The organism is Aestuariivirga litoralis, assembly GCF_015714715.1.
GTDB classification, from domain to species: domain Bacteria; phylum Pseudomonadota; class Alphaproteobacteria; order Rhizobiales; family Aestuariivirgaceae; genus Aestuariivirga; species Aestuariivirga litoralis_A.
In genome coordinates, this window is the sequence record NZ_WAHS01000001.1 from 1,995,001 (window position 1) to 2,019,696 (window position 24,696).

General features: G+C 58.8%; 25 protein-coding genes (1 of these 25 only partly in view). 8 read left to right on the forward strand and 17 right to left on the reverse strand.

The genetic code is table 11. The features are described from left to right. The 4 genes from F8B91_RS10095 to F8B91_RS10110 all read left to right on the forward strand — a co-directional run. Positions 1–47: the final stretch of a M23 family metallopeptidase gene (locus tag F8B91_RS10095; protein WP_196503568.1), read on the forward strand. It extends 1,570 nt beyond the left edge of the window; the window shows 47 of its 1,617 coding nt (coding positions 1,571–1,617); its start codon lies off the left edge, out of view; it ends in the stop codon at positions 45–47. 72 nt (positions 48–119) lie between these two features. Further along, on the forward strand, positions 120–866 hold the full coding sequence (gene modA / locus F8B91_RS10100) for a molybdate ABC transporter substrate-binding protein (RefSeq protein ID WP_196503569.1): 747 nt from the start codon (positions 120–122) through the stop codon (positions 864–866). Next, on the forward strand, positions 867–1,550 hold the full coding sequence (modB, locus tag F8B91_RS10105) for a molybdate ABC transporter permease subunit (RefSeq protein ID WP_196503570.1): 684 nt from the start codon (positions 867–869) through the stop codon (positions 1,548–1,550). Positions 1,551–1,553: 3 nt separating this feature from the next. After that, a complete protein-coding gene (locus F8B91_RS10110; protein ID WP_196503571.1) occupies positions 1,554–2,165 on the forward strand; it encodes an ATP-binding cassette domain-containing protein in 612 nt (203 codons plus the stop codon). Here the strand turns inward: F8B91_RS10110 and F8B91_RS10115 are convergent. After that, on the reverse strand, positions 2,149–2,469 hold the full coding sequence (locus tag F8B91_RS10115; protein ID WP_196503572.1) for a winged helix-turn-helix domain-containing protein: 321 nt from the start codon (positions 2,467–2,469) through the stop codon (positions 2,149–2,151). The genes F8B91_RS10110 and F8B91_RS10115 overlap by 17 nt on opposite strands. A gap of 58 nt (positions 2,470–2,527) precedes the next feature. Here F8B91_RS10115 and F8B91_RS10120 point away from each other — a divergent pair, with 58 nt between their 5' ends. Then, complete coding sequence (locus tag F8B91_RS10120) at positions 2,528–3,463, forward strand: diacylglycerol/lipid kinase family protein (RefSeq protein ID WP_196503573.1); 936 nt, start codon at positions 2,528–2,530, stop codon at positions 3,461–3,463. 54 nt (positions 3,464–3,517) lie between these two features. Next, positions 3,518–3,889 (forward strand): DoxX family protein, encoded by a 372-nt coding sequence (locus F8B91_RS10125; protein WP_196503574.1) that lies wholly within the window; start codon positions 3,518–3,520, stop codon positions 3,887–3,889. On the opposite strand, the gene clpB is transcribed toward F8B91_RS10125, so the two are convergent. The 14 genes from clpB to iolD form a co-directional block, all read right to left on the reverse strand. Further along, positions 3,886–6,507: an ATP-dependent chaperone ClpB gene (gene clpB / locus F8B91_RS10130; RefSeq protein ID WP_196503575.1), complete on the reverse strand. Its 2,622-nt coding sequence runs from the start codon at positions 6,505–6,507 to the stop codon at positions 3,886–3,888. The two genes, F8B91_RS10125 and clpB, sit on opposite strands and share 4 nt — an antisense overlap. Positions 6,508–6,598: 91 nt before the next feature. Then, positions 6,599–7,411, reverse strand: coding sequence for a DUF4167 domain-containing protein (locus tag F8B91_RS10135; protein WP_196503576.1), 813 nt, complete (start codon positions 7,409–7,411; stop codon positions 6,599–6,601). A gap of 266 nt (positions 7,412–7,677) precedes the next feature. Then, positions 7,678–8,514, reverse strand: coding sequence for a peptide chain release factor N(5)-glutamine methyltransferase (gene prmC, locus F8B91_RS10140; protein WP_196503577.1), 837 nt, complete (start codon positions 8,512–8,514; stop codon positions 7,678–7,680). Next, positions 8,504–9,580 carry a peptide chain release factor 1 gene (prfA, locus tag F8B91_RS10145; protein WP_196503578.1) on the reverse strand — a complete coding sequence of 359 codons (1,077 nt, stop codon included), beginning with the start codon at positions 9,578–9,580 and terminating at the stop codon, positions 8,504–8,506. The genes prmC and prfA overlap by 11 nt, the downstream gene beginning before the upstream one ends. A 48-nt stretch (positions 9,581–9,628) precedes the next feature. Beyond that, positions 9,629–10,216, reverse strand: a complete 588-nt coding sequence (locus F8B91_RS10150) for a hypothetical protein (RefSeq protein WP_196503579.1) — start codon at positions 10,214–10,216, stop codon at positions 9,629–9,631. A gap of 105 nt (positions 10,217–10,321) precedes the next feature. Beyond that, positions 10,322–10,651: a septal ring lytic transglycosylase RlpA family protein gene (locus F8B91_RS10155; protein WP_196503580.1), complete on the reverse strand. Its 330-nt coding sequence runs from the start codon at positions 10,649–10,651 to the stop codon at positions 10,322–10,324. 143 nt (positions 10,652–10,794) lie between these two features. Then, positions 10,795–11,151, reverse strand: coding sequence for a RidA family protein (locus tag F8B91_RS10160; protein ID WP_196503581.1), 357 nt, complete (start codon positions 11,149–11,151; stop codon positions 10,795–10,797). 72 nt (positions 11,152–11,223) lie between these two features. Continuing rightward, a complete protein-coding gene (locus tag F8B91_RS10165) occupies positions 11,224–12,297 on the reverse strand; it encodes an aldo/keto reductase (RefSeq protein ID WP_196503582.1) in 1,074 nt (357 codons plus the stop codon). Positions 12,298–12,317: 20 nt separating this feature from the next. After that, positions 12,318–13,421: a mannose-1-phosphate guanylyltransferase gene (locus F8B91_RS10170; RefSeq protein WP_281432907.1), complete on the reverse strand. Its 1,104-nt coding sequence runs from the start codon at positions 13,419–13,421 to the stop codon at positions 12,318–12,320. A 17-nt stretch (positions 13,422–13,438) separates the two neighbouring features. Beyond that, complete coding sequence (locus F8B91_RS10175) at positions 13,439–14,227, reverse strand: polysaccharide biosynthesis/export family protein (RefSeq protein ID WP_196503584.1); 789 nt, start codon at positions 14,225–14,227, stop codon at positions 13,439–13,441. Next, complete coding sequence (locus F8B91_RS10180) at positions 14,224–15,021, reverse strand: CpsB/CapC family capsule biosynthesis tyrosine phosphatase (protein ID WP_196503585.1); 798 nt, start codon at positions 15,019–15,021, stop codon at positions 14,224–14,226. The genes F8B91_RS10175 and F8B91_RS10180 overlap by 4 nt, the downstream gene beginning before the upstream one ends. A 147-nt stretch (positions 15,022–15,168) precedes the next feature. Then, positions 15,169–16,296 (reverse strand): Gfo/Idh/MocA family protein, encoded by a 1,128-nt coding sequence (locus F8B91_RS10185; protein ID WP_196503586.1) that lies wholly within the window; start codon positions 16,294–16,296, stop codon positions 15,169–15,171. Continuing rightward, entirely contained in the window at positions 16,289–17,209 is a 921-nt protein-coding gene (gene iolE, locus F8B91_RS10190; RefSeq protein ID WP_196503587.1) for a myo-inosose-2 dehydratase, read from the reverse strand. The genes F8B91_RS10185 and iolE overlap by 8 nt, the downstream gene beginning before the upstream one ends. A gap of 75 nt (positions 17,210–17,284) precedes the next feature. Continuing rightward, a complete protein-coding gene (gene iolD, locus F8B91_RS10195) occupies positions 17,285–19,126 on the reverse strand; it encodes a 3D-(3,5/4)-trihydroxycyclohexane-1,2-dione acylhydrolase (decyclizing) (protein WP_196503588.1) in 1,842 nt (613 codons plus the stop codon). 143 nt (positions 19,127–19,269) lie between these two features. Here iolD and F8B91_RS10200 point away from each other — a divergent pair, with 143 nt between their 5' ends. Next, entirely contained in the window at positions 19,270–20,703 is a 1,434-nt protein-coding gene (locus F8B91_RS10200) for an NAD-dependent succinate-semialdehyde dehydrogenase (protein ID WP_196503589.1), read from the forward strand. Positions 20,704–20,706: 3 nt separating this feature from the next. Next, positions 20,707–21,633, forward strand: a complete 927-nt coding sequence (locus F8B91_RS10205; RefSeq protein ID WP_196503590.1) for a hydroxyacid dehydrogenase — start codon at positions 20,707–20,709, stop codon at positions 21,631–21,633. 152 nt (positions 21,634–21,785) lie between these two features. Here F8B91_RS10205 and F8B91_RS10210 read toward each other — a convergent pair whose 3' ends face one another. Together F8B91_RS10210 and F8B91_RS10215 are read right to left on the reverse strand one after the other, a co-directional pair. Next, positions 21,786–23,372: a CRTAC1 family protein gene (locus tag F8B91_RS10210; RefSeq protein ID WP_196503591.1), complete on the reverse strand. Its 1,587-nt coding sequence runs from the start codon at positions 23,370–23,372 to the stop codon at positions 21,786–21,788. Further along, positions 23,369–24,667 (reverse strand): vanadium-dependent haloperoxidase, encoded by a 1,299-nt coding sequence (locus F8B91_RS10215; protein ID WP_210324350.1) that lies wholly within the window; start codon positions 24,665–24,667, stop codon positions 23,369–23,371. The genes F8B91_RS10210 and F8B91_RS10215 overlap by 4 nt, the downstream gene beginning before the upstream one ends. Between the last annotated feature and the right edge of the window lie 29 nt (positions 24,668–24,696).

The following is a 24,696-nucleotide window of genomic DNA, read 5'->3' on the forward strand; positions in this document are numbered from 1 at the left end:
AAAACGCACCTTCCGCCGTGGATGTGGCGGACGCCAGCAAGCAATAAAATCGCCTGTCTTGAAGTTTGACATATTTTCGTCTTCGCTATATCCGAAAAGATACATCGGAGGAGAACGAGATGAAAAAACTTTTTGCTGCCACTGCTATTTTTGCACTCACTGCCACGTCGGCCTTTGCTGCTGACGTCAATGTTTTTGCTGCCGCCAGCCTGAAAGGCGCGCTGGATGAAATCGGTGCTGCCTACAAAGCCAAATCGGGCAATGGCATTGTGGCCACCTATGCCGCTTCTGGCGCGCTGGCCAAGCAAATCGAAGCTGCCGCACCTGCCGATGTGTTCATTTCCGCTGACAAAAAGTGGATGGATGAGCTGGCTTCAAAGAACCTGATCAAGCCTGATACGCGCCATGACATTGCCGGTAACACGCTGGTCGTTGTGAAGCAGAAGGATGCCAAGATTGACGTGAAGGCCGACAAGCTGGCCGAAGCCTTGGGTGATGAAAAGCTGGTGATCGGCGATCCGAAATCAGTTCCCGCAGGCAATTATGCGCAAGCCACGTTGACCAAGCTGGGTGAGTGGGATGGCCTGCAGAAGAATATCGTGCTGCAGGACAATGTGCGCTCTGCCCTTGCTTTGGTTTCCAAGGGTGAAGCCAAGCTTGGCATCGTCTATGGCAGCGACGTTCTGTCTGATCCCAAGACCGAAGTGGCCGCCACTTTCGCTGACGACAGCCATGCGCCGATCGTTTATCCGGCAGCTGTTGTTGCCGCTTCCGCCAATGATGGTGCGGCGGGCTTCGTAGAATTTTTGCAAAGCCCTGAAGCAGAGGCTATCCTGAAAAAAGATGGCTTCACCACGCTGCACTAAATGAGCACTGAGGAACTCACCTCATTGTATCTCAGCCTCAAGGTGGCGTTCTGCGCCACCTTGTTTTCATTTCCGATTGCGGTGTTGCTGGCGTTTGTGCTGGCCCGCAAGGAATTCTGGGGCAAACCTCTGCTCCATGCCGCGATCCACCTGCCCTTGCTGATGCCGCCGGTGGCCACCGGCTACATGCTGCTGCTGGCCTTCGGCAAGAAGGGCTTTATCGGCACCTCGTTGTGGGACTGGTTTGGCTTCACTTTTGCTTTTCGATGGACCGGCGCTGCGCTGGCAGCGGGGCTGATGGCGCTGCCGCTTTTCGTTCAAACCATACGCGTCGCGATGGAAACGGCAGATCACCGGCTGGAAGGAGCCGCTGCTACGCTAGGTGCTTCGCCGTTGCGGCGGTTTTTCACCATCACCGTGCCGCTTGCGATGCCGGGCATTCTGGCTGGTGCGCTGATTTGCTTTGTAAAGGCGCTGGGCGAATTCGGTGCGACTATCACTTTTGTTTCCAACATTCCCGGCGAGACGCAAACGCTGGCGCTGGCGATCTATTCATTCCTGCAAACACCGGCGGGTGATTCCGCGGCCTTCCGGCTGATCGGGCTTTCCATCGTGCTGGCTTTCTCAGCCCTTCTGTTGGCCGATTATGTGAGCCGTGCCATGCAGAAGCGTTTGAAGGGATAAGCCATGCTGCGCTTTGACCTGACCAAGATTCTGGGCGCCAAGCATTTCCATTTTGTTGGCGAGGCGGGTGAAGGTGTTACCGCTGTGGTGGGCCCATCTGGTGCCGGCAAGACCACGCTTCTGAACATGATCGCAGGGCTCATCAAACCCGATAGCGGTCAGCTCTCGTTCAATGGCACCGACATTACCCGCCTACCCCCGCATCTGCGCCGCATCGGATATGTGATGCAGGACCAATTGCTGTTTCCGCATATGAGCGTGGAAGGCAATCTGCGATATGGCCTGCGCGAAGGGCAAATCACCTTTGACGCGCTGGTTCATTTCATGGCGCTGGAAGCTTTGCTGGCGCGGCGGCCCGCCAATCTCTCCGGTGGTGAAAAGCAGCGCGTGGCTTTGGGCCGCACATTGTTGAGCCAGCCGCAATTGCTGCTGCTGGATGAGCCGCTGGCCAATCTGGACCAGGACCGCAAAAACGAAATCCTGCCCTATCTCGAAAGCCTGCAAAGCCGGTTCAACATTCCAACGTTGTTTGTTTCTCACAATGCGAATGAAGTGCAGCGGCTGGCAGACCGCTTTCTGCATGTGGCTGAGGGGCAGATTATTTCAGGTTCTTGAAGGCAGTTTCGGACTCGGCCGCCACTTTCAGCGCCAGGTTCTGATAGGTGGCCACAATCTTCTGGCCGAAGGCCGTGACCTTGGCGCCGCCGCCGCCCGCACCACCCGCCGCCGTTTCCACACAGGGCTGCGAGAACATCTTGTTCATCTCGTCAATCAACAGCCAGGCACGGCGGTAAGACATATCCATCTTCTTCGCCGCCTGCGAGATCGAGCCCGTCTCCAGCACATGTTCCAACAGTTCCACCTTGCCGGGTCCAAGGCGGTGGCCGCCGAAATCGAGCTTGAGAAGGGGCGTGGGCATGATCTAACTAAGCACAATAAAAATAATAATTCATCGGGAAATCGGGAACGCCCTTCGCTTGAAAACACTGGTCATCATCAACCCCACTGCCGGCGGCGGTCGCGCCGGGCGGCAATGGCTGCAACATGCGCCTGCGCTACAGAATGCGATCGGGGCGTTTGACACGGCCTTCACTTCGCTGGCCACGGGTGCGATTGCGCTGGCTGGTGATGCGGCGACGCAAGGATATGAGCGGGTGATCGCCATTGGTGGCGACGGCACGGTGAATGAAGTGGTGAACGGGCTGGCACGGGCTTCTGGTGACAGGCCTGTGGTACCCCTGCTTGGTGTCATAGGCATGGGCACCGGCAATGATTTCGCGCGCGCCAATGGCATCAAGGGCGGATGGAAGGCCGGCATTGTAGCCTTGCGCGAGGGTGCGCCGCGTGTGGTGGATCTGGGCCTCGTGCATTTTACCGGTGCTGATGGCGCCAAGGCCAGCCGCTGGTTTGCCAATTGCGCGGATCTCGGCCTGATCGGCGAAGTGGTGGCCGATGCGCAGGATTCGAAACTGCGCCGCATGCTGGGCAGCAAGCTGGCCTATCCGCTGCATGCCGTGTTGGTGTTGCGCCGCTATAAGGGCCACCGCATTAAATATGAGGCGGAGGATGGCACTTCGCATGAGCGCGAGATTCTTGCTGTCGCTGTTGCCAATGGGCGCACATTTGGCGGCGGGATGAAGATCGCGCCCGCTGCGAAACTCGATGACGGTTTGCTCGATGTGATCGTGATCGCCAAAGAGCCCCGCGTGCGCGCCACAGATTTGCGGCTGCTCTATGCCGGCACGCATTTGAATCTTCCAGCGATCACCCACTTCCAAACGCGGCGGGTACGCTTTGAAACAGTGGATGGCAGCACCATGCTGTGCGACGCCGATGGCGAGCTGCTGGGGAAGGCGCCGTGCGAGATTGAAGTGGTGAAGGGGAAGATCAAGGTTGTGGGGGTTAGCGGATGAAGCCCCTTTCGCTGCACGCGGCGATGCGCTAGCGCTGAATTGTTAGGGGACGTCATGACAACAGCAGCTTTTCTTCTTCTCGCCGGCCGGGTGATCCTTGGCCTGTTTTTTGTGATCGCTGGCATCCGCAACTTCTTGCGCTTCAGCGACCGCATCAAGATGGACACCAATTACGGGTGGAAAATTCCAACCCCGGTGATGGCGCTGGGCTTTGCCAGCCAGCTGATCGGCGGACTTTCCGTGGTGTTCGGGCTCTATCCGGCCTGGGGCGCTGCGCTGCTGATCCTGTTTCTGATCAGCGCTACGGCCCTCTATCACAACTTCATGCTGTTTGAGGGTGAAGCGCGGTTGCCGCATCTTTACTTCACCCTCGTCAACATTGCCTTGTGCGGCTATTGCCTGATGATCATCGGGCTTTCGCTTTAATGCACCGTCTTCGGCGCTGGCGCCTTGGGGGCCAGTGATGCCGGCGTTTTGCCGTTGAAAGTGAAGGCACCGGATTTCACATCCACCGCCACCTGATCACCATCCTTGATGTTGCCACCGAGGATCTCTTCGGCCAACGGGTCCTGCACCATTTTCTGGATCACGCGCTTTAGAGGGCGTGCACCGTAAGCGGGATCATAGCCCTTCTCGGCCAGTTCCTCGCGCGCGGCGTCTGACAGCTCGATATCGATCTTGCGATCGACAAGCAGGTTCTTCAACCGGGCGATCTGGATATCGACGATGGCGCTCATATTGGCACGCTTCAGGCGGTGGAACAGGATGATGTCATCCAGGCGATTCAGGAATTCCGGCCGGAAGGCCGTCTTCACCACGCCCATGACCTGATCGCGCACAACGTCCACATCCTGATCCTCACCCAGGGCGACGAGGTATTCGGAGCCCAGATTTGACGTCATGATGATCAGCGTGTTCTTGAAATCCACGGTGCGGCCCTGACCATCGGTCAGGCGGCCATCATCGAGGACCTGCAGCAACACATTGAACACATCGGGGTGTGCCTTTTCGACTTCATCGAAGAGTACGACCTGATAGGGCCTGCGGCGCACGGCTTCGGTAAGCGCACCGCCCTCATCGTAACCGACATAGCCGGGAGGCGCGCCGATCAGCCGCGAGACGGAATGCTTCTCCATGTATTCGCTCATGTCGAGGCGCACCATCGCGTGCTCATCGTCAAACAAATACGACGCGAGCGCCTTGGTGAGTTCGGTTTTGCCGACACCTGTTGGACCGAGGAACAGGAAGGAGCCGATGGGTCGGTTCGGATCCTGCAAGCCGGCCCGCGCGCGGCGCACGGCGGTGGCGACGGCTTCAACGGCTTCGGCCTGGCCCACCACGCGGCGGCCCAGTTCGGTTTCCATCTGCAGCAGACGGTCACGCTCGCCGGCCAGCATCTTGTCCACCGGGATGCCGGTCCAGCGCGAGACGACCTGGCCGATATGGGCTTCGGTCACTGCCTCTTCCATCACGCGATCAGCGGATTCGGCTTCAGCTTCCTTGAGCTGCTTTTCGAATGCCGGGATGGTGCCATAGGCGAGTTCACCTGCCTTGGCGAAATCGCCCTTGCGCTGCGCCAGTTCGAGATCACGGCGTGCGGCTTCGAGTTGCTCTTTCAGCTTGGATGCTGAAGCGAGCTTTTCTTTTTCGGACTGCCAATTGCGCGTCATGAGGGCGGATTTTTCTTCCGCTTCGGCCAGTTCCTTCACCAGCTTTTCCAAACGGTCTTTCGAGGCGCTATCGCTTTCCTTCTTCAAGGCCTCACGCTCGATCTGCAGCTGCATGATGCGGCGGTCAATTTCGTCGAGCTCCTCAGGCTTGGAATCCACCTGCATGCGCAGCCGCGCCCCCGCCTCGTCCATCAGGTCGATGGCTTTATCCGGCAGGAAACGGTCAGCGATGTAGCGGTTGGACAGCTGGGCTGCGGCCACGATGGCGGCATCGGTGATGCGCACGCCGTGATGCAGTTCATATTTTTCCTTGATGCCGCGCAGGATGGAAATGGTGTCTTCCACCGTGGGCTCTTCGACGAAAATGGGCTGGAAGCGGCGGGCCAGGGCAGCATCCTTTTCCACATGCTTGCGGTATTCATCCAGCGTGGTGGCGCCGACGCAATGCAGCTCACCACGCGCGAGCGCGGGCTTCAAGAGGTTCGATGCATCCATCGCCCCTTCCGCCTTTCCGGCGCCGACCAGCGTGTGCATTTCATCGATGAACAGAATGATGCCGCCATTGGCAGCGGTGACTTCCGACAGCACGGCCTTCAACCGCTCTTCGAATTCGCCACGGAATTTGGCACCGGCAATGAGTGCGCCCATGTCCAGCGCCAGCAGCCGCTTGTCTTTCAGGCTTTCGGGCACGTCGCCCTTGATGATGCGCAAGGCCAGGCCTTCGGCGATGGCAGTTTTACCCACGCCGGGCTCGCCGATCAGCACCGGATTGTTCTTGGTGCGGCGGGAGAGAACCTGGATGGTGCGGCGGATTTCATCATCGCGGCCAATCACCGGATCAAGCTTGCCTTCGCGCGCCACTTCGGTGAGGTCACGTGCATATTTCTTCAGCGCGTCATAGCTCTGCTCCGCCGAAGCTGAGTCAGCCGTGCGGCCCTTGCGGATAGCATTGATTGCATTGTTCAGGCCCTGCGGCGTGACATTGGCGGCCTTCAAAACCTTCTGAGCCTCAGAAGGTTCAATTGCCAATTCCTGCAGCAGGCGCTCGGCAGTGACATAGGAGTCGCCGGATTTTTCGGCAAGCTTTTCAGCACCGTCAAACACGCGGGCCATTTCGGGCGCGAGATAGACCTGGCCTGCGCCGCCGCCGGAGACTTTCGGCATCTTGGCGAGCGCGGCTTCGGTTTGTGCCAATGCGGCTCGCGAGTCGCCACCGGCGGCCTTGATCAAGCCGCTGGCGAGGCCTTCCTCGTCATCGAGCAAAACTTTCAAAAGATGTTCGGGCGTGAAACGCTGATGGCCTTCGCGCAAGGCCAAGCCCTGCGCTGACTGAATGAAGCCCTGGCTTCGTTCGGTGTATTTCTGAATATCCATAGAAAACTCCTTCCGGCCTGAAAGCCAACCCCCAAAGGCTGATGGCTTTCATCCTTGCACAAAAGTAGGGAAGAAGTTGCTGGTTTCAAGCCTATTCGGCTTGTGGCGTGGGCTCTTCCGCAGCAGGAGCTGCATCTTCGCGCTCACGGCGCGGGGCACGGGCCCGGCGCGGTGGTGGCGGTTCGTCGCTGGCTTCGGCTTCTACGGCAGGTGCAGGTGCTGGCGTGGGTCGCTGCAGGAAGCTTGGCGCTTCCCACTGGCCATTATCGCTTTCAGCGGCCGCGGGAGCGGCTTGGGAATCGCTGCCCGATCCATTGCCTTGCGCGGCCTGATCGTCACGGCCTCCATCCTGGCCCTGGCGATCGCGGCGGTTCTGCCATTTCGGGCGGAAGCGCTCGCGGTTGTTGTTGCGCTGGCCGTTATTATTATTGTTGTTGTTCTGGCGCTGGCCTTCGCCAGCTTCAGCTTGCGGCTGGTTCTGGCCTTCGGCACTTTCACCGGCTGCGGTTTCGTTGTTTTGGCCTTCGACTGCTTCTTCGCCTTCGGCATCTTCAGCGGTTTGTTCTTCTTCGAATTCTTCTTCGCCCAGCTTGCGCGTCATCACCAGGGATGCGCCCTGCGGCTGGTTCGACGCCCAGATGCGATAGTAATGTTCGGCGTGCTGGTAATAGCTTTCAGCCGCAACCGTATCGCCAGAGCTTTGCGCATCACGGCCCAGCTGCATGTATTTTTCGGCGATCGTCTGAGCGGTACCGCGCAGTTTGACATCCGGCCCGTTCGAATCAAAAACCTTGTTGGAGGAATTGCCACCGCCGCCTCCACCACCGCCTCCACCGCCTGAACGGTGACGGTTGTTGCGGTTGCCACGGCCGCGCTGGCGATTGCCCTGGCCGCCTTGTCTCATGAAATTATTGTTCACTCTATGTCATACCTTTGCATGATGCGGCTGGCCCGACACTTTGGTCAGGCGAGGAGCCGGAGATCGAAACCCTGCTGAATTGATGCAGCAAAAAACACCCAAGTTTGAAACGATCCCGGCCCGAGCACATTCTCTCTGGAAGTGTTCCATCAGCCAAGATGCGCTTTGCAAACGCGCCTAATCACAGCCATTGGGGATAGGCATTACATAGACCATGTAGCCGGGGATTCCAATGTAAATCTTAGACAGGATTAAGGGCGGCGGAAGGCCAGGCCACGGTCGCGGCCTCCCAGATCAGCCACCCGGTCGAACAACATCAGGTCGCAGAGTTTAGATATTTCAACCACTTTTGCCGCCTGGTCATGGCCGATTTCGACGACGATAAGGCCACCTTGCGCGAGGCGTGCGGCAGCGCCGGAAGCGATTGCGCGGTAGGAGTTGAGGCCGTCTTCGCCGCCGAAAAGTGCTAGGTGCGGATCGAAGTTTTTGACCTCTGGCGGGAGGTTTTCAGCGCGCTTGATATAGGGCGGGTTGGAAATGATGAGATCGAATTGGCCTTCAATCTGCTCGAACCAATTGGACTGGATGAATTGCAGGCGGTTTGAAACGCCTAATGTGTTGGCGTTTTCCGCAGCAATGGAAAGCGCCTCTGGCGACACATCGGTGGCGATGCCTTCGAGATGCGGATTTTCTGCACAGAGCGTGATGGCAATTGCACCACTGCCAGTGCCCAGATCGATGAACCGGCCGGCGCGCATATGCTTCAGCGCCAACTCGACCACCACCTCAGTATCAGGGCGCGGATCGAGAACAGCGGGCGAGACGGCGAAAGGCCGCCCATAGAATTCGCGCGTGCCCAGAATGCGTGAGACGGGTTCGTGGTTCAAACGGCGCGCAATGTAAGCCTTGAACAGCACTGCGGCGCGGGGCTCAATCGCCGTGTTGGGCATGACGATCAGGTCTTCATGGGCAAAGCCGGTGGCGGCCTGCAGGAGAAGGCGCACATCGAGGCTGGCGGTTTCAATCCCAGCTTCAGACAATTGCTTGCGCGCGGCAGCCATCAGGCCCGCCAGCGTTTCAGTTGTCATTGTCCATCTCAGCCAACAAGCTGGCCTGATGCTCGGTGACCAAAGCCTGCACCACATCTTCCAGTGCTGGGCCTTCCATGATTTCCGGCAGTTTGTAGAGCGTCAGATTGATGCGGTGGTCGGTCAGGCGGCCTTGCGGGAAATTGTAAGTGCGGATGCGTTCCGAGCGGTCGCCGGAGCCCACTTGCCCCTTGCGGGTGGCGGAACGTTCCTGATCGATACGCGAACGTTCCATTTCGTAAAGCCGCGAGCGCAGCAATTTCATCGCGGCATTCTTGTTCTTAAGCTGCGACTTTTCAGTTTGCTGGGCCACAGCCAGCCCAGTGGGAATATGCGTGATACGCACCGCGGAATCAGTCGTGTTCACTGACTGGCCGCCGGGGCCGGATGAGCGATAGACATCGATGCGCAGATCCTTGTCTTCGATCTTGATATCCACTTCCTCGGCTTCGGGCAGCACGGCCACGGTGGCGGCGGATGTGTGAATGCGGCCCTGGGTTTCGGTGGCCGGCACGCGCTGCACGCGGTGCACGCCGGATTCAAATTTCAAATGGGCGAAGGCGCCCTGGCCGAACACGTTGGCGACGACTTCCTTGTAGCCGCCATGCTCGCCATCACTGGTGGAGATGACTTCGACTTTCCAGCCCTTGGAGGCGGCATAGCGCTGATACATGCGGAACAGGTCGCCGGCGAAAATCGCGGCTTCATCGCCGCCGGTTCCGGCGCGCACTTCGAGAATGACGTTCTTCTCGTCGGCGGCATCCTTGGGGATGAGCAGGATGCGCATGTCGTGTTCGAGAGTCTCGATGCGAGCATCCAATTCGGGCTTTTCAGCCTCGGCCATTTGCGCCATCTCGCCGCCGCCTGCCAGCATTTCAGCGAGGCCATCGCGCTCGCCATAAGCAGCCTTCAGCGCGGAGGCGCCTTTGGCCATGGGGGCGAGTTCGGCATATTCCTTGGAATTCTTGACGAAGGCTTCGCCGGTGGCGCCGCTCGATAAAGCGTGTTCCACGCCGGCAAAGCGTTCAATGATACGGTCAAGTTTCTGGGTGTTGATGGCAGACATGCGGAATCTTCAATTCCGCATGTGCCTTAGTGTAAAGCAGCCTTGGCCTCAATAGGCCTTGGCAACCTTGATAATGGAGCCGCTGCGGGCCGACATCGTAACCTTCACGGCTTTGCCAGCCTTGGTGGCACGGAAAACAAATGAAGTTCCGACGCAATCGGTGGCGCGCACGTTGCGGTAACCCGCACCGCGCAAGCGGCTGGCCAAGGTGTTGCAGCGATTGGCTGACGAGTAACGATAGACCGGCGGGCCATCGTAGTAATCAGGCGCATCGTCGTAATAGCCGGAATAATAGCCATCGTTATATTGCGGGCCGAACTGGAAGCCGATGAAGGGCTGGCCACCATTGCTCCAACCACCATTGTTCCAGTTGTGGTGGCGGCGGTGAGGCCAGTTGCCATTGTTGGCCTGGTGGTTTGGCCATTGATGATTGCCCTGCCAATTGCCGTTGGGTACGTTGGGCTGGCCCGGTTGGCCAGCATTGGCACCGCCAGGCTGCTTGTGCGGACGGCTGGGTATGCCCATACAATCGCCAGCATTTTTCATGCACTGGCCAGGGCCTGCAGCGTTTGAACGATCAATCATGGTAACTGCACCAATGGCAGCCAGCATGCAAACAACTATGAGCTTTTTCATGGTTAAGGCTCCTTCTGGGCATCAAGCCTTAAATGTGGAATTGGTTCCCAAAATGATGGCTTTGTGGAAAGGTTGTGGCGAGAACCACACCCTTCCCTCGCAAAATCAATTCATTACGACGTAAGAAATCTTCGCCACGCCGGACACGCCGATGGCGCGGGCGGCACCCATGCTGAGATCCATGACACGACCACGCACGAAGGGACCGCGGTCATTGACGCGCACCACAATCGAGCGGCCGTTCTTCAAATTGGTCACTTTGAGCTTCGTTCCGAAGCGCAGCGAGCGATGCGCGCAGGTGAAGCCCATGGGCTTAAAACGCTCACCGTTAGCGGTGACGCGGCCCATTTTATACCAAGAGGCATAACCCACCGAGGCATGAGCGGTGGACGCAAACAGCAAAACGGCAAAAGCGGCAGAGGCAATCAGTTTCATTCGGTAACCCTTCTTTGGACCTTCAACGCGCAACCCAATTCTTGGTTGCAAAGTGAAAGGCGCTAGATAGGGCCAAATGTGGCTGAAAAAGGGCTGCTCTTCGCAGGTGCAGCATGCGCCAGGCGCATACTAACTCACTGAAGTTATTCGACTGCTGCTTCCACCATGATTTCAACGTCGAGGCCGGCGGCGGCCAGACGGGGCGACTCTACCGTGGCGCGAGCAGGCGTATTGCCCTTGGACACCCAAGCGTCCCAAGCCTCATTCATCTGGGCAAAGGCGCTCATGTCAGTGAGCCAGATATTGACCTTGAGCAGCCGGGTCTTGTCGGTGCCGCATTCTTTCAGGGTGGCGTCAATCTGGGCGAGGATGTCGGCGGTCTGTTCCTTGACCGATTTGCCTGCAGCCTTTTCGGCCACGAAACCTGCAAGACGGGCCACGCCGTGATAAATCACCGCGCTGCTCATGCGCGAACCCATCCCAATACGCTTGATCGACATCCCTAAATCTCCCTCATTCAATTTTGCCAGCTTCTAGCCGTGCCGTGCCGGTTGTACAAGCATCAGCGGGCTTTACTTCTTCGCTTCCGCCGCGCGCTTGGCGATATGCGGCGCGTGCAAAGCCAGATCGGGCGGGCTCAACCGGTCACTGACCGAATTGAACTGGTGCCAATATGGGTAGGTCAAAGGCAGCAGGCTCACGTCATCGAGCTTGGCGCGCTCGGCGTCGGTCAGCTTCAGATTGACGGAACTGAGCGAGTCCTTCAGCTGGGCCTCATTGCGGGCGCCGATCACCAGTGAGGCCACGCCCGGTCTTCCGGCCAGCCAGGCCAGGGCCACCTGCGCGCCGGAGACGCCTTGCGCATCGCCCACCTCCACCAAGGCATCAATGATGCGCCACAGGCGTTCCTGATCGCGGATGGGCGGCTCAGTCCAGCCGGAAAGATGGCGGGACGCTTCGGGCGTCTTGTCGCGGCGGAACTTGCCGGAGAGAAGCCCGCCGGCAATCGGACTCCACACCTGGATGCCCACGCCCTGATCGAGTGCCACCGGCATCAGCTCATATTCGGCTTCGCGTGCTTCAATCGTGTAGTGGATCTGCTGGACGATGAATTTTTCGAGATTGTGGCGTTCCGCCACCATCATGGACTTCATGATGTGCCAGGCCGAGAGATTGGAACAGCCGATATAGCGCACCTTGCCGTGCCGCACGAGGGAGGTGAGCGCTTCCATGGTTTCTTCAATAGGCGTCAGCCCGTCCCATTCATGGATGAGATAGAGGTCAATCCGGTCACGCTGCAGACGCTTCAGGCTGGCCTCACATTGCTCGATGATGTGGCTGCGCGAAAGGCCCTGTTGGTTAGGGCCGTCACCCATCGAGAAGCGTACTTTAGTTTCGACCAGAAGATCATTGGACTTGCCCTTGAGCAAGGCGCCGAGCGCGCTTTCAGACTTGCCACGGGTATAGGCATTGGACGTGTCAAAAATGTTCACGCCATGCTCGATGGCGATATCCACCAGCCGCTGAGACTGCGTGCGGTCGGTGGCGCCGGGCATGGTAAAAAAGCCTTCGCCATCAAAATTCATCGTGCCGAGCGTGTGCAAGGAAACTTTCAAGCCGGAGCGGCCCAGCATGCGGTATTCCATTCAATCCTCCAGATTTTTTATCAGGGTTTTGGGCGCTTGAGCAGGTCGGGATAGTTGCGCTTCACTTTTTCGACCAAGGGCTTCATCGCGCTGCTGGCATCGCGGTGGGCCACCAGAATTGCATCGGACGTGACGGTGACCACGATGTTGTCGAGGCCTTCAACCGCCACCAGCGAGCCATTGCCCAGCACCAGCGAATTGCGCGCATGGGTGAACTGCGCCTTGCCGATCGAGGCATTGCCGTCTTCGTCCTGCTCCAGATAGGCGTGGATGGATTTCCAGGTGCCCAGATCAGACCAGGCGAAGTTGGAGGGCAGCACGGCGGCCTTGGAAGTTTTTTCCAGAACCGCGAAGTCAATCGAAAGCGATTTGGCCTCGAGATAGGTTGGCTCATCGAGATAGATGAAATCATCCCCCTTGCGCAAAGCCCTGGCGGACCGCGTGGCGGGCGTGGCGATCTCATGGGCCAGCGCCTCGGCCTCGGCCAATAAGAGTTGTGCCGAGCAGATGAAATTGCCGGAATTCCAGAGGTAGCCTTTGGCGATGTAGATCTCGGCCACTTGCGCGGTGGGCTTTTCGGCGAATTTGTTGACGCGGTGGACGGGCGGCAGAGTCTTGATCTCGTCGCCGGGAGAAATGTAACCATAGTCGGTGGAGGGTTCTTGCGGCTGGATGCCGAAGAGCACGATGTGATCCTTGGCGGCCTTCAGCGACAATTCCACATGGTCGTAGAAGGAAGACACATCGGTCATGGCATGATCAGACGCCACCACCATACACAGGCCTTTGCGTTTTTGATCGACGCAAAACGCCATGGCGGCCAAAATGGCGGCGGCACTGTCGCGGCGCGCCGGTTCGAGCAGGATATCGGCTTCCACACCGATTTCGCGCAGCTGTTCAGCCACCAGGAAACGATGCTCCACAGCGGTTGCAACAACAGGCTTTTCAAACGCGAAACTGCCAGCGCGCTCGCCCTGCATGCGCTTCACTGTGTTTTGGAACAGCGACGGCGCATCGGCAAATTTGATGAATTGCTTGGGAAGATCCTCACGCGAGAGGGGCCACAATCTTGACCCCGCGCCCCCGCACAGGATAATCGGCGTGATTTGAACAGTTGCTGGCATGACTGCCAGGGTTTCTATCAGAGAAGCGGAACTGCCGCAAACAGGCCGGTCAAGGGCATGGCCATGGTGATATCGCGCAGCGTGGTCTTGGTGGAGCTTTCATCAACCATGACAATATCACCGGCCAGCAGCATCGGGTCTGGCTGCTTGCCATTGCGCACTTGACGGATGTCAAAACGCGCTGCCGTGCGTTGATGATTTACGGTCCGGAACACAAGCACGCCAGTCGGATCGGCATAATTGGTGAGGCCTTGCGCCTGGGCCACAGCCTGCAGCAGCGACACATCACCCTGCTTGGGGAATATGCCAGGCTTCTGCACCGCGCCATCCACGGTGATGCGCTGGCTATTATATTCCTTGATGGCCACGGTAACTTGCGGGTTCTGCATATAGGTCTTGGCCAGACGGGCGGAAATGTCTTTTTCAAGCTCGCCCGGCGTGCGGCCCAAGGCCGGCACTTCGCGCAGCAATGGCAGGCTGATGGTGCCGGAGCTGCCCACTTGCACACTTTTGTTCAAATCAGCGGCACCCAGCACGCCAATGTCGAGCACGTCGAGAACCCCAATTCTATAGTCCTGCCCGGCTTCGGGGCTTGTCCCTGCCTGGGCGAAAATCTTGTCAAGCTTGGAGCCCACTTTGGGAGCCGTAGTGGTGCTGCCGGTGGTGAGGCCCGCTGCGGTCGGCGTGAATTGGCCTTCGGGGCGTGCCTTGGTGGAAGCATCGCTGAAGGAATTGCTGCTGGTCATGCAGCCTTGCAAGAGGGCGGCGAGTGCCGTGAGCGTAAAGGCTTGGAGAAACAATTTCATGATGCACGGCCCGAGAATAACTGGCGCAGGAAGGATTTGGGCGCAGGTTTCACTGGCGCCAGAATGGGTGGAAGCTGATCTGCCGCTTCGTTATCAAGCATCATGGCGGGGCGGGTGAAGGCCATGTTGCGGGCTTCTTCGACGCCCACTTCCTGCTCCAGCAGCCGTACCGCTTCCGCCATCAAGGGCGGGCGCGAGGTGACATTGTGAGCATCAGTGGCAACGATGTGGAACAGGCCTTCCGCCAGCATGCGGTTGGCCCAATATTGCGCGCGTTTGCCGAAGCGCCCGGTGAGTGAGCCAGCGGTCACCTGCATCAACACACCCTGCTCTACCAACCGGGGCATGATCTCGTAGTGATGCTCGATCCATTTCAGGCGCTCAGGGTGGGTGAGCACCGGCACGAAGCCCGAGGCCGTGACGTTAAACAGAAGTTCTTCCATGCGCTGCGGCAGCGAAATATGCGGCGGCTCGAACAGAACATAGCGGCTATCGTGAATGGTGAGGATGCTGCCGCCGCGCAGGCAGGCCGGAAAATCGGGGCGGATATGCGCATCGCAGCCGGTGACCAGATGGAGGGCGATTCCGGCATCATTTAGCACTTGCTGCAGGCTATCGACGCGGGCACGGGTGTCGGCGGCGCTGTTGTCATAAACGCCGGGCATGAAATGCGGTGTTGCGGCCATGACCTGGATGCCATCGGCGGCGGCCATGCGAGCAATGGCGAGCGAAGCATCAAGATCGGCGGCGCCGTCATCAATGCCTGGCAGAATATGGCTGTGAAGATCAATCACAGCGCTTCAAAATCCCCAACATGCACACACACTCTCGCAACAGAATCGAACAAATTAGTCCGTATCCGGATTAATCGCGGGGTGGGATGGGAACAACTAATGGGAGGTTAACAGGTCAGGCCGCGACAAGTCGCCTTTAGATTGCAATCAGATGGTGACGCGCGACGCGGCCTGCCTCGACGAAGCAAGCGCGGCTTCCACCACCTTCTGGATTTCATAGGCCTCGCGGAAGTCCGGCCCTTCGGCTTTGCCATGAGCGATGCCGCGCAGGAACTCGGCCATTTCGATGGTCTTCAGATCGTTGAAGCCCAGCTGATGGCCGGCCGCCACAATGAAACCACCGTAAGGAGGATGCTGCGGGCCGGCTTCGATGGTGGTGAAGCCCGCGGTGCGGCCATCGCCACCCGCCTTGTAGAACTGCAATTCGTTCAGGCGTTCCTGGGTGAAATAGAGCGAGCCCTTGGAGCCGTGCACTTCGAAAGCCAGCTGCATCTTGCGACCGGTCTTAACCCAGTTGGCTTCCAGCGTACCGCCGAAGCCGCCTTCGAAGCGGACCATGAGGCGGGCAATGTCATCGACCAGAACAGGCACGCGCTCTTTCGAACCGACCGCCTTTGGGCGCGACTTCACGATGGTTTCAATATCGGCATTCACATGTGTGATCTTGCCGAGCAAAAAGCGCGCCATGCAGATGATGTGGGAACCAAGATCGGCCACCACGCCGGGGCCCCCGACGGGATCAAGACGCCAGGTGTAGAGACCCTCCGGATCATGCATGTAATCTTCAGCGTGAATGCCGCGGAAACCGGTGATCTCGCCCAGCTCGCCAGCGGCGATCATCTCCCGCGCCAGTTTCAGCATCGGGTTCTTGATATAGTTGAAGCCGACCTGGGTGATGACTTTCTTGGCCTCAGCGGCCTTCACCATTTCTTCGGAGTCAGCCAGCGTGGGCGACAGCGGCTTTTCGCAATGGACATGCTTGCCCGCGGCGATGGCTGCCAGCGTCATTTCCTTGTGGAAGGTGTTGGGCGTGGTGATCGAGACCACATCAATGTCCGGATTGGCGATGATGTCGCGCCAATTGCCGGTGGAGGAGGCAAAGCCATATTGCTGGGCGGCCTTCGCGGCGCCCTCGGCATTCACATCGGCGACCATGCGCAGTTCAGGCGTTGGAATATCGGGGAAGGCCGCCAGTGCGGAACGATAGGCAAAGGCATGCGCCTTGCCCATGAAGCCCGTGCCGATGAGGCCGATGCCGAGCTTCTTCTTAGACATTCGGAAAGCCTTGGGTTTCCACCGTGTAACCCGCGGCCGTCATCACGCGCATCAATTCCTTGTGGCCCACTTGCGCCATTTTCAGCGGCGGGTTTTTCTTCGGGTCTTGTTCCGCCTCAACAACGAACCAGCCTTCATAGCCATGATCGGCGAATTTCTGCACGATGGCGCCGAAATCCAGCGAGCCGTCGCCCGGCACAGTGAAGGCACCCAGCGCCACCGCATCGAGGAAGCTTTGCTTCGAACGGTCCAGCTTCTTGATCACATCCATACGCACGTCTTTCACATGCACATGGTTGATGCGCTTGTGGTGCTTGTCGATGGCGCGCAGCGGATCACCACCAGCGAAGGCCAGATGACCCGCATCGAGCAACAGCGGAATGCCCTCACCCGAATGGTTCATGAACGCATCAAGCTCCGGCTCGGTTTCGACCACGGCAGCCATGTGATGATGATAGGCCAGCGGCATGCCCTGCTCGGCGCACCATTCTCCAAACTCCGTCATCTTGCGGGCATAGGATTTCATCTCTGAATCTTCGAGCTTCGGCTTGGTGGCCAGCGGCTTTGAACGGTCGCCCTGGATGGAGCGGCCCACTTCGCCGTAAACGATGCAAGGCGCGTTGACCGCCTTGAACAGCTCGATCATCGGCCAGATGCGGTCTTTGTTGATGGCCATCTCTTCATTGACTAGCGTGCCGGAATACCAGCCGCCGCAGAGCGTCACGTCAGCCTTCTTTAAGATGGGCAGCATCAGCTTCGGATCTTCCGGGAAGCGGCGGCCCTTTTCCATGCCGGTAAAGCCTGCGCTGCGCGATTGCGCCAGGCATTCTTCCAGCGAGACATCATCGCTCAATTCCGCGAGATCGTCGTTCCACCAGGCGATGGGCGACATGCCCAGTTTGGCTTTTAGCATTTAATACTCCTCAATTCTGTCCCCTCATCCGCCCTTCGGGCACCTTCTCCCCAGAGAGGAGAAGGGCAGGATGGGTTAAACGCCGACGCGCTGCTTCTTGCGCAGGTCGGCCTGATATTTGGCGGCCTCGTTCACTTCCTTGCGCTTCGACACTTGCGGCACGCCGACATCCCACATGGCATCGCCCGGCGTCCAGACGAAGGCATCCATTTCAATTGAAATAACGGTGGTACGGTCAGTGGTCTTGGCCCAATCCAGCGCCAGGCCAAGTTCTGCGATACTTTTCACGCCGCGCGCCAAAGCGCCCATCGATTCTGCGTGTTTGACGAAATCGACGGCGAAGGCCTGCTTCACATTGCAGTCCTTGATCAGGTTGTTGTAGCTCTCGCCGCCCTTGAAATTCTGCAGGCGGTTGATGACGGCATAGCCGCCATTGTCACAGATGATGACGATCATCTTGTGGCCGGTGAGCACCGACGAATAGATGTCGGAATTCATGATGAGGTATGACCCATCACCCACCATGACTATGGTTTCGCGGGTCGGGTCGGCCATCGCAGCACCCCAGCCGCCGGCCACTTCATAGCCCATGCAGGAGAAGCCATATTCCACGTCAAAGCTGTTGGCGGATTTGACGCGCCAGACTTTGTTCAGTTCGCCCGGCAGGCCGCCGGCGGCGCCAACCACGTAATCGCGTTCGCCCGCCTTGTCATTCACCATGCCGACGATCTGGCCATAAGTGGGCAGCGGGCCGTTGGTGGGTGTTTTGTAGCCATCGACGGCCTTGTTCCAGATGGCCATTTCATCGCGGCCCTTCTTGGTCCAAGCGGCATCAACCTTGAAGCCTTTCATGCCAGCGGCGAGATCCTGCATCGCCACCAGCGCATCACCGACAACGGCAACGGAGCGATGCTTCAGCGCATCGTAGCGCGCGGCATTGATCGAGACGAATTGCGCATCGGCGGAGAAGCAGGTCCACGAGCCGGTAGTGAAATCCTGCAAGCGGGTGCCGATGGCGAGGATCACATCCGCTTCGGCGGCGATGTTATTCGCCGAGGTTGAACCTGTCACACCGATGGGGCCAACATGGTTGGCGTGGTTGTGCACAAGGCTGCCCTTGCCAGCCATGGTTTCGGCAATCGGGATGCCGTAATCGTTGGAGAATTTGGCGACGATTTCTTCGGCCTGCGAATAGCGCACGCCACCGCCGGCGATGATCAGCGGCTTCTTGGCTTTCTTCAGGGCTTCAATGGCGCGTTCAATCTGGCGCGTATCGGGGCGTGGGCGGGGGATTTCGTGGGTCTTGGGTTCGAAGAACGCGGCCGGGTAATCGTAAGCGATTTCCTGAATGTCTTGCGGCAGGCCGATGAAGGCCGGGCCGCAATCAGCCGGGTCCAGCATCGTGGCCACGGCTTGCGGTAGCGAGGAAATGATCTGCTCCGGATGGGTGATCCGGTCCCAGTAACGCGAGACAGGCTTGAAGGCATCGTTCACACTGATCGAGGGCATGCCGTAATGCTCAACCTGCTGCAGCACGGGATCAGGGCGGCGGTTGACGAAGGTGTCACCGGCGATGATCAGGATGGGCAGGCGGTTGGAATGAGCCACGCCGGCAGCGGTGATCATGTTGGTGGCGCCTGGGCCGATCGACGAGGTGGCGATCATGATCTGGCGGCGCAGCTTGGCTTTATTATAACCGATGGCGGCCAGCGCCATAGACTGCTCGTTCTGGCCGCGCCAGACCGGGAGCCTGTCTTTCACCTCGACCAGTGCTTCCGAAAGGCAGGTGACGTTGCCATGGCCAAAAATGCCGAAAGCGCCGGGAAACAGGGGCTCCTTTTTGCCATCGATGATGATGAACTGGTTGACCAGGTAACGCACAAGGGCTTGCGCCATCGTCAGGCGAATGGTGGACATGATTTCTCTCCTCCAGAGGTCAGCTGAACGTAAATCAGCCGCTGAATTTTGCCAAGCTAAAAGCAGAAAAATTGTTTCATTGGAAGCAAAAAAAGAATATCTGTTCCAAATTCTGCAAATTTGGGCAGGCGCGAGGAACAGGCATGTACGAGAAATTCGGACTCTTTATCGATGGCGCCTGGCGCCGCGATAACAAGGAAATGCTGCCTGTTCTTGATCCTGCCACAGGCGAACAGATCGGGGAAGTGCCATCTGCGAGCCCGGCTGATACCGAGGCGGCAATTGCTGCGGCTGACAAGGGCTTGAAGCTCTGGCGCGCTCTGCCGGCCTGGACACGGGCCGATGCCCTGCACAAATGCGCTGACGTAATGGCAGCGCGCACCGAAGAAGCCGCAAGGCGGATCACGCTGGAAGCGGGCAAGCCGCTGGCGCAGTCGCGCCGCGAATGGCAGCTGTCGGTTGATCAGTTCCGCTGGCATGCCGAAGAGGCGCGGCGGATTTACGGGCGTATCGTGGAAAGCCGCGCGCCCGGCGGGCGGCTTGAGATTTCGCATGAACCCATCGGCATTGCAGCGGCCTTCACGGCGTGGAATTTCCCCGCGGTGCTGATCGCCCGCAAGGCGGCCCCTGCTTTGGCCGCTGGCTGCTCGATCATCGTGCGGCCTTCGCGGGAGACGCCGGGCGTGGCGATGGTGCTGATTGATTGCTTGCGCGAGGCGGGTTTGCCCGCCGGCGTGGTAGGTCTGGTAACGGGGCCGACGGCTTCGACCTATGGGCCGATCATGGCCTCCAACAAAGTGCGTAAGGTTTCGCTGACGGGATCAACCGCCGTGGGCCAGCAAATGATCCGCGATGCGGCAGCCACGCTGAAGCGCTGCACGATGGAATTGGGCGGCAATGCGCCGGTCATCGTGTTTGATGATTTCGACATTGATGCAGCGCTTGATATCTGCGTGCCGGTAAAATTCGCCAATGCTGGGCAAGTCTGCGTGACGGGCGACCGTTTCTATGTTGCGCAGGACAAGTATCAGAAATTCGTCGATGGCTTTGCGGCGCGCGCCAAGGCGCTGAAGCTGGGGCACGGCCTGGAAGACGCGACCCAGATGGGGCCGCTGATCAACCAAAAGCGCGTCGACGCGATTGAAACGGTGATTGCCAATGCCAAGGCCAAGGGCGGCAAGATCAATGCCGGCGGCGGGCGGCCATCGGGGCAGAACAAGGGCTTCTTCTTTGAGCCCACGGTGATCTCGAACATTCCTGATGATGCGATGGCTCTGGCGGAAGAAAACTTCGGGCCGGTGGCCGCGATCACGCCATTCAAGACGGTAGAGGAAGCTTACGCCCGCGCCAATTCCACCGACATGGGGCTTTCGGCTTATGTGTTCACCCGTGATGCCAAGCGCATGCGCGAAGCATCGGCTGCGATTGAAGCGGGCATGGTGGGGATCAATTCATTTGCTCTCGCAGCGGCGGAAGCACCCTTCGGCGGCAGCAAGCATTCCGGCATGGGACGCGAAGGCGGCACCGAAGCCATCCATGATTATCTCAATGTCAAACTCACGCAGGTCACGGTGTAAATCATGCCGCATGTTGTCGTTGCCGGAAAAATCCATGAGGCGGGTGTGGCGCTGCTGAAAGCCGCGCCGGGCATTACATTCGATCTTGTGAATGAAGTGACCAAGGAAGCCTATGCGCCGCTGATGCCGAAGGCTGACGCGCTGCTGCTGCGCACCCAGCCTTTGACGGCTGATGTGATCGCCACTTCCAACCAGCTCAAAATCGTCTCACGCCATGGCGTGGGTTATGATGCCGTGGATGTGGCAGCCCTTTCGGCGCGAAAAATTCCGCTAGCCATTGTGGGCGATGTGAATTCGCGCGCGGTGGCCGAGCATACGCTGGCGCTGATGCTGGCGGTGGCGCGCCGTGTGGTGGCGCATGACCAAGCCTCGCGCTCCGGCAACTGGAACGAACGCAACAAGTTTGATTCCGTCGAGTTGGACGGAAAAAAGCTGCTGGTGATTGGCTATGGCCGCATCGGACGGCGCGTGGGTGAACTTGCGCGCGCTTTTGGGATGGAAGTGATTGCCTATGATCCCTTCATCACCGATGGCAGCACGATGGCTGACCTGAAGGCCGCTTTGGCGCAGGCGGATTATGTGTCACTCCACATGCCTGCCGCCAAGGGCGCGGTGATCGGCGCAGAAGAGTTGGCGTTGATGAAGCCAACAGCCATCATCATCAATGCGGCTCGCGGCGGGTTGGTGGATGAGGCTTCGCTGGATCAGGCTCTGCGCGCGCGGAAGATTTATGGCGCCGGGCTTGATGTGCTGGTGGAGGAACCGCCGAAGGCTGATCATCCGCTACTCAGTAATCCCTATCTCACAATCAGCCCGCATAATGCCGGGCTGACGCAAGAATGTGCGAAACGCATGGCGATTGCGGCAGCGCAGAATATTCTGGATCATTTCGCCGGGAAACTGGACCCGAAGCTGGTGGTGAATTCCTAACTCCTTCGCCCGCTGGCGGGAGAAGGAAGGGGCCCGTCCGGCAAAGCCGGATGAGAAGGATGAGGGGCAGGTGGTGACCGCGGTCCCTCACCCTCCCCATCGCTTTGCGATGGGTCCCCTCCCTCTCCCGCAAGCGGGAGAGGACGATCAACCTATTTCATCGCCACCGGCGCTTTGCCTTTTTCGAACGTGTAGAAATTATCGGCAGCCACATCTTGCCACTCACCGGCGGTGCCGTCCGGCCACACGACGCGGGCTTGGGTTTTATCCAACGTGCCAAGGCCGAAATGGATGAAGCCGGCTTTGCCCGACACATGCCCACCACCGACGAAATTTTCGTGGCTCATGGTCTTGCCGTTCGGGCCTTTCACTTCAACCCAGGCGCCGACGGCATCATGGTTGCCATTCTCACCCAGCAGTTTAACTTCGAGGAAGTGGCCGAGATCAGTCGACACATTACGCCAGATTTCAGCATTCTCACGGCGCGCGACCACGACGAGGTCGAGCTTGCCATCCATGTTGAGATCAACCAGTTCCGCGCCGCGATGATTGCGGAAGCTCAGGATGCCGGCCTTGTCTCCGGATTCCATGAACTTGCCATCGGCCTTTTGCAGCAGAAGATTGTTCGGGTCCTTCTGGGCAAAATCCGGCATCTTATCGACATTGCCCTTGGCGATGAACAGGTCATAGAGGCCATCATTGTTCACGTCTTCAAACTGGGTGTGCCAGCCGGTGGAGGGGCGCGTGTCGCCGCCGGTGTAAGGCATGTGCGCGGTGGTGCCCATCGGGAACTGAGCTTCCTTGTACAAAGGCTTGCCCGCGCCATCGGCCAGAAGCTGCATGCGCTGGTCAGCCATCGACGACAGGAAGTAAGATGGATAGCCGCTGTTGTTGAAGTCTGCGGTGGCGATGCCCATGCCCCACAGGCGCACATAGCGCCAGCCTTCGTCAGCGGTATAAAGCTTCGGCGCCTCGCCGGGCGGCACTTTCCACATCTGCTCCTGGCCGCCCATATAATATTCGCGGTCATTGGAGACGCGCAAAGACGGCGTGCCCGAACGGTTCCAATCGGTGAACAGGATCGAGAGGGCGCAATAGCTGGGCGTCAAAGCGATACGCGGGCCGTAGCCTTTGCCATCAGCGCTGGGGCGCAGCAGCCAATTGTCGGTGCAATGGCCCCAGGGATCATCTTCAAACTTGCGATCTATATAAGTGCCTAAAGCCAGCGTGGGCATTTTGTTGCCCTTCTCCCAGGTGGCGGAGAAGGCCGTGCCCCAGGCGTCACCGCCATCAATGTTCCAGGTTTTGTTGGCGTCCTTGAACTTGCACTTGCCAAGGCCCTTCATCACCTTGCTTTCGCCGACGCGCAGCACGACGAGATCCATCACGCCATCGCCATCCACGTCGAGCGGATAGGCACCGGTGGCTTGGCCAAGTTCAAGGCCAGAACCTTTGGCTTCGGCAAATTTCAGCGCGCCGCCTTTGGGTGATTTGTTGAGGAACAGCTTGGCCTTGTTCTCGCCGCCGGCGATGAACAATTCCGGCAAGCCATCGCCTGAGCAATCGAAGGCAGCGACACCGCCGCCGACCATATATTGCCAGTCACCCTTATAGATGGAATTGAGGCCGGCACTTTTGCTTTCGTCAGCAAATTTCGGGATCACCGGGCCTGCATCATCAGCGTGAGCCGTGGCCGAAACGGCGAGGAGCGAAGCGGCAATGAGGAGCGCGTGTTTCATTGGAATGTCGTCAGCTTTACAACATATTGACCGACGCACTGGCCCTGCTGCAGGCCATTGTCGATGGCGGCGCGGAAATGGATGCCGCCATAAAGCCGCGAAATGCCGGCTTCCTTGGCTGCATCCCAGAAGCTTTTGAAATGACGCACACCCAAACCATCGCGTTCATGGGTGTGGTCATCGAAGGCGAAATCGGGGCCGAAGACCGCAGTGAGCGCTTCAGCCACAGCACCCGATTGCGAGGAATGGCCTGACGGATATTCCGGGAAGGGCGGCGTGATCAGGATCGGTTCAAACTTCGGGTCGATGTTCTTCTTGATGTATGTGATTGGGCGGATCGTGTCGTATTTATACTTGTCGGCCCAGCAACCGATGAAACCATCATTGATCGCGATGCCCACGCGGGCGAGAGCATCTGCGGCATGCGCCACGTCCAGCTTCTTCTGGTCCATGATGTCGAGCACGATGCCGACCCAGTGCCCCGGCGGCGTCCAGGACAGGCCCGGATCATCCGACCAGAAGCGGGCGATAGTCTTTTGTTCCGGCGTCAAGGCCTTGGTGACGTCGTAAACTTCTTTGGCCATCTTGTAGAAATCAGAAACCGGCTCAGTGCTGAATTTGGGCTGCGGTTCCAGCGCGCAGCTGGTGGATTCCGGCATGGCCAGCGGATGGTTCTTGCCCCAGAGTGGCAGCAAAGGATGCTGCTGGATCTGCAGCATGTTGGTGGGCACCCAGTGGCCCGGTTCCTTGCTTACTTCATAGATCGGCGGGAAGCCGAGATTGACGACGACCGAGCCGCCATCCAGCTTGGACCAGGTGAGGATCGCCTTTTCCAGATTGCGGCCATAGGTCTCGCTGCGGGTGACCACATCCTTGGGCAGGCCCTTGGCCACTTCCATTTTCAGCTTGGCGGAATGCGCCTTCATGGCTTGCTGGCCGGATGGGCCGGTATTGGCGAAGAAGTCCTGCATGGCGGCATCAAGTGCGGCATTCAGCACCACGCTCTCATCATATTTTTTGCCGCTCTCACGCTGCGGCAGGGATTTGAGATCCTTGAGCTGGCCAGCGAAAGACCGCAACTTCGGATTGCCCGAGGCGGTGGCTTCATAAGAGGTGATGCCGACATAAGCGAAAGCGCGGGCGGCCACGGGTGGCGAATATGTCGCCGTGTGGCGCACCAGATTGAGCAGCAGATTGTACCAGCCGGTCAGCACGTCTTCGGGTGCAGCGGCGCGCGCGGGTGTGACTACAAGCAGGCTCATCAGCGCAAGGCTCACGCAAATTTTCTTCAGCATTTCCCCAAGCCCCTCTTTGTTTTCGCCCC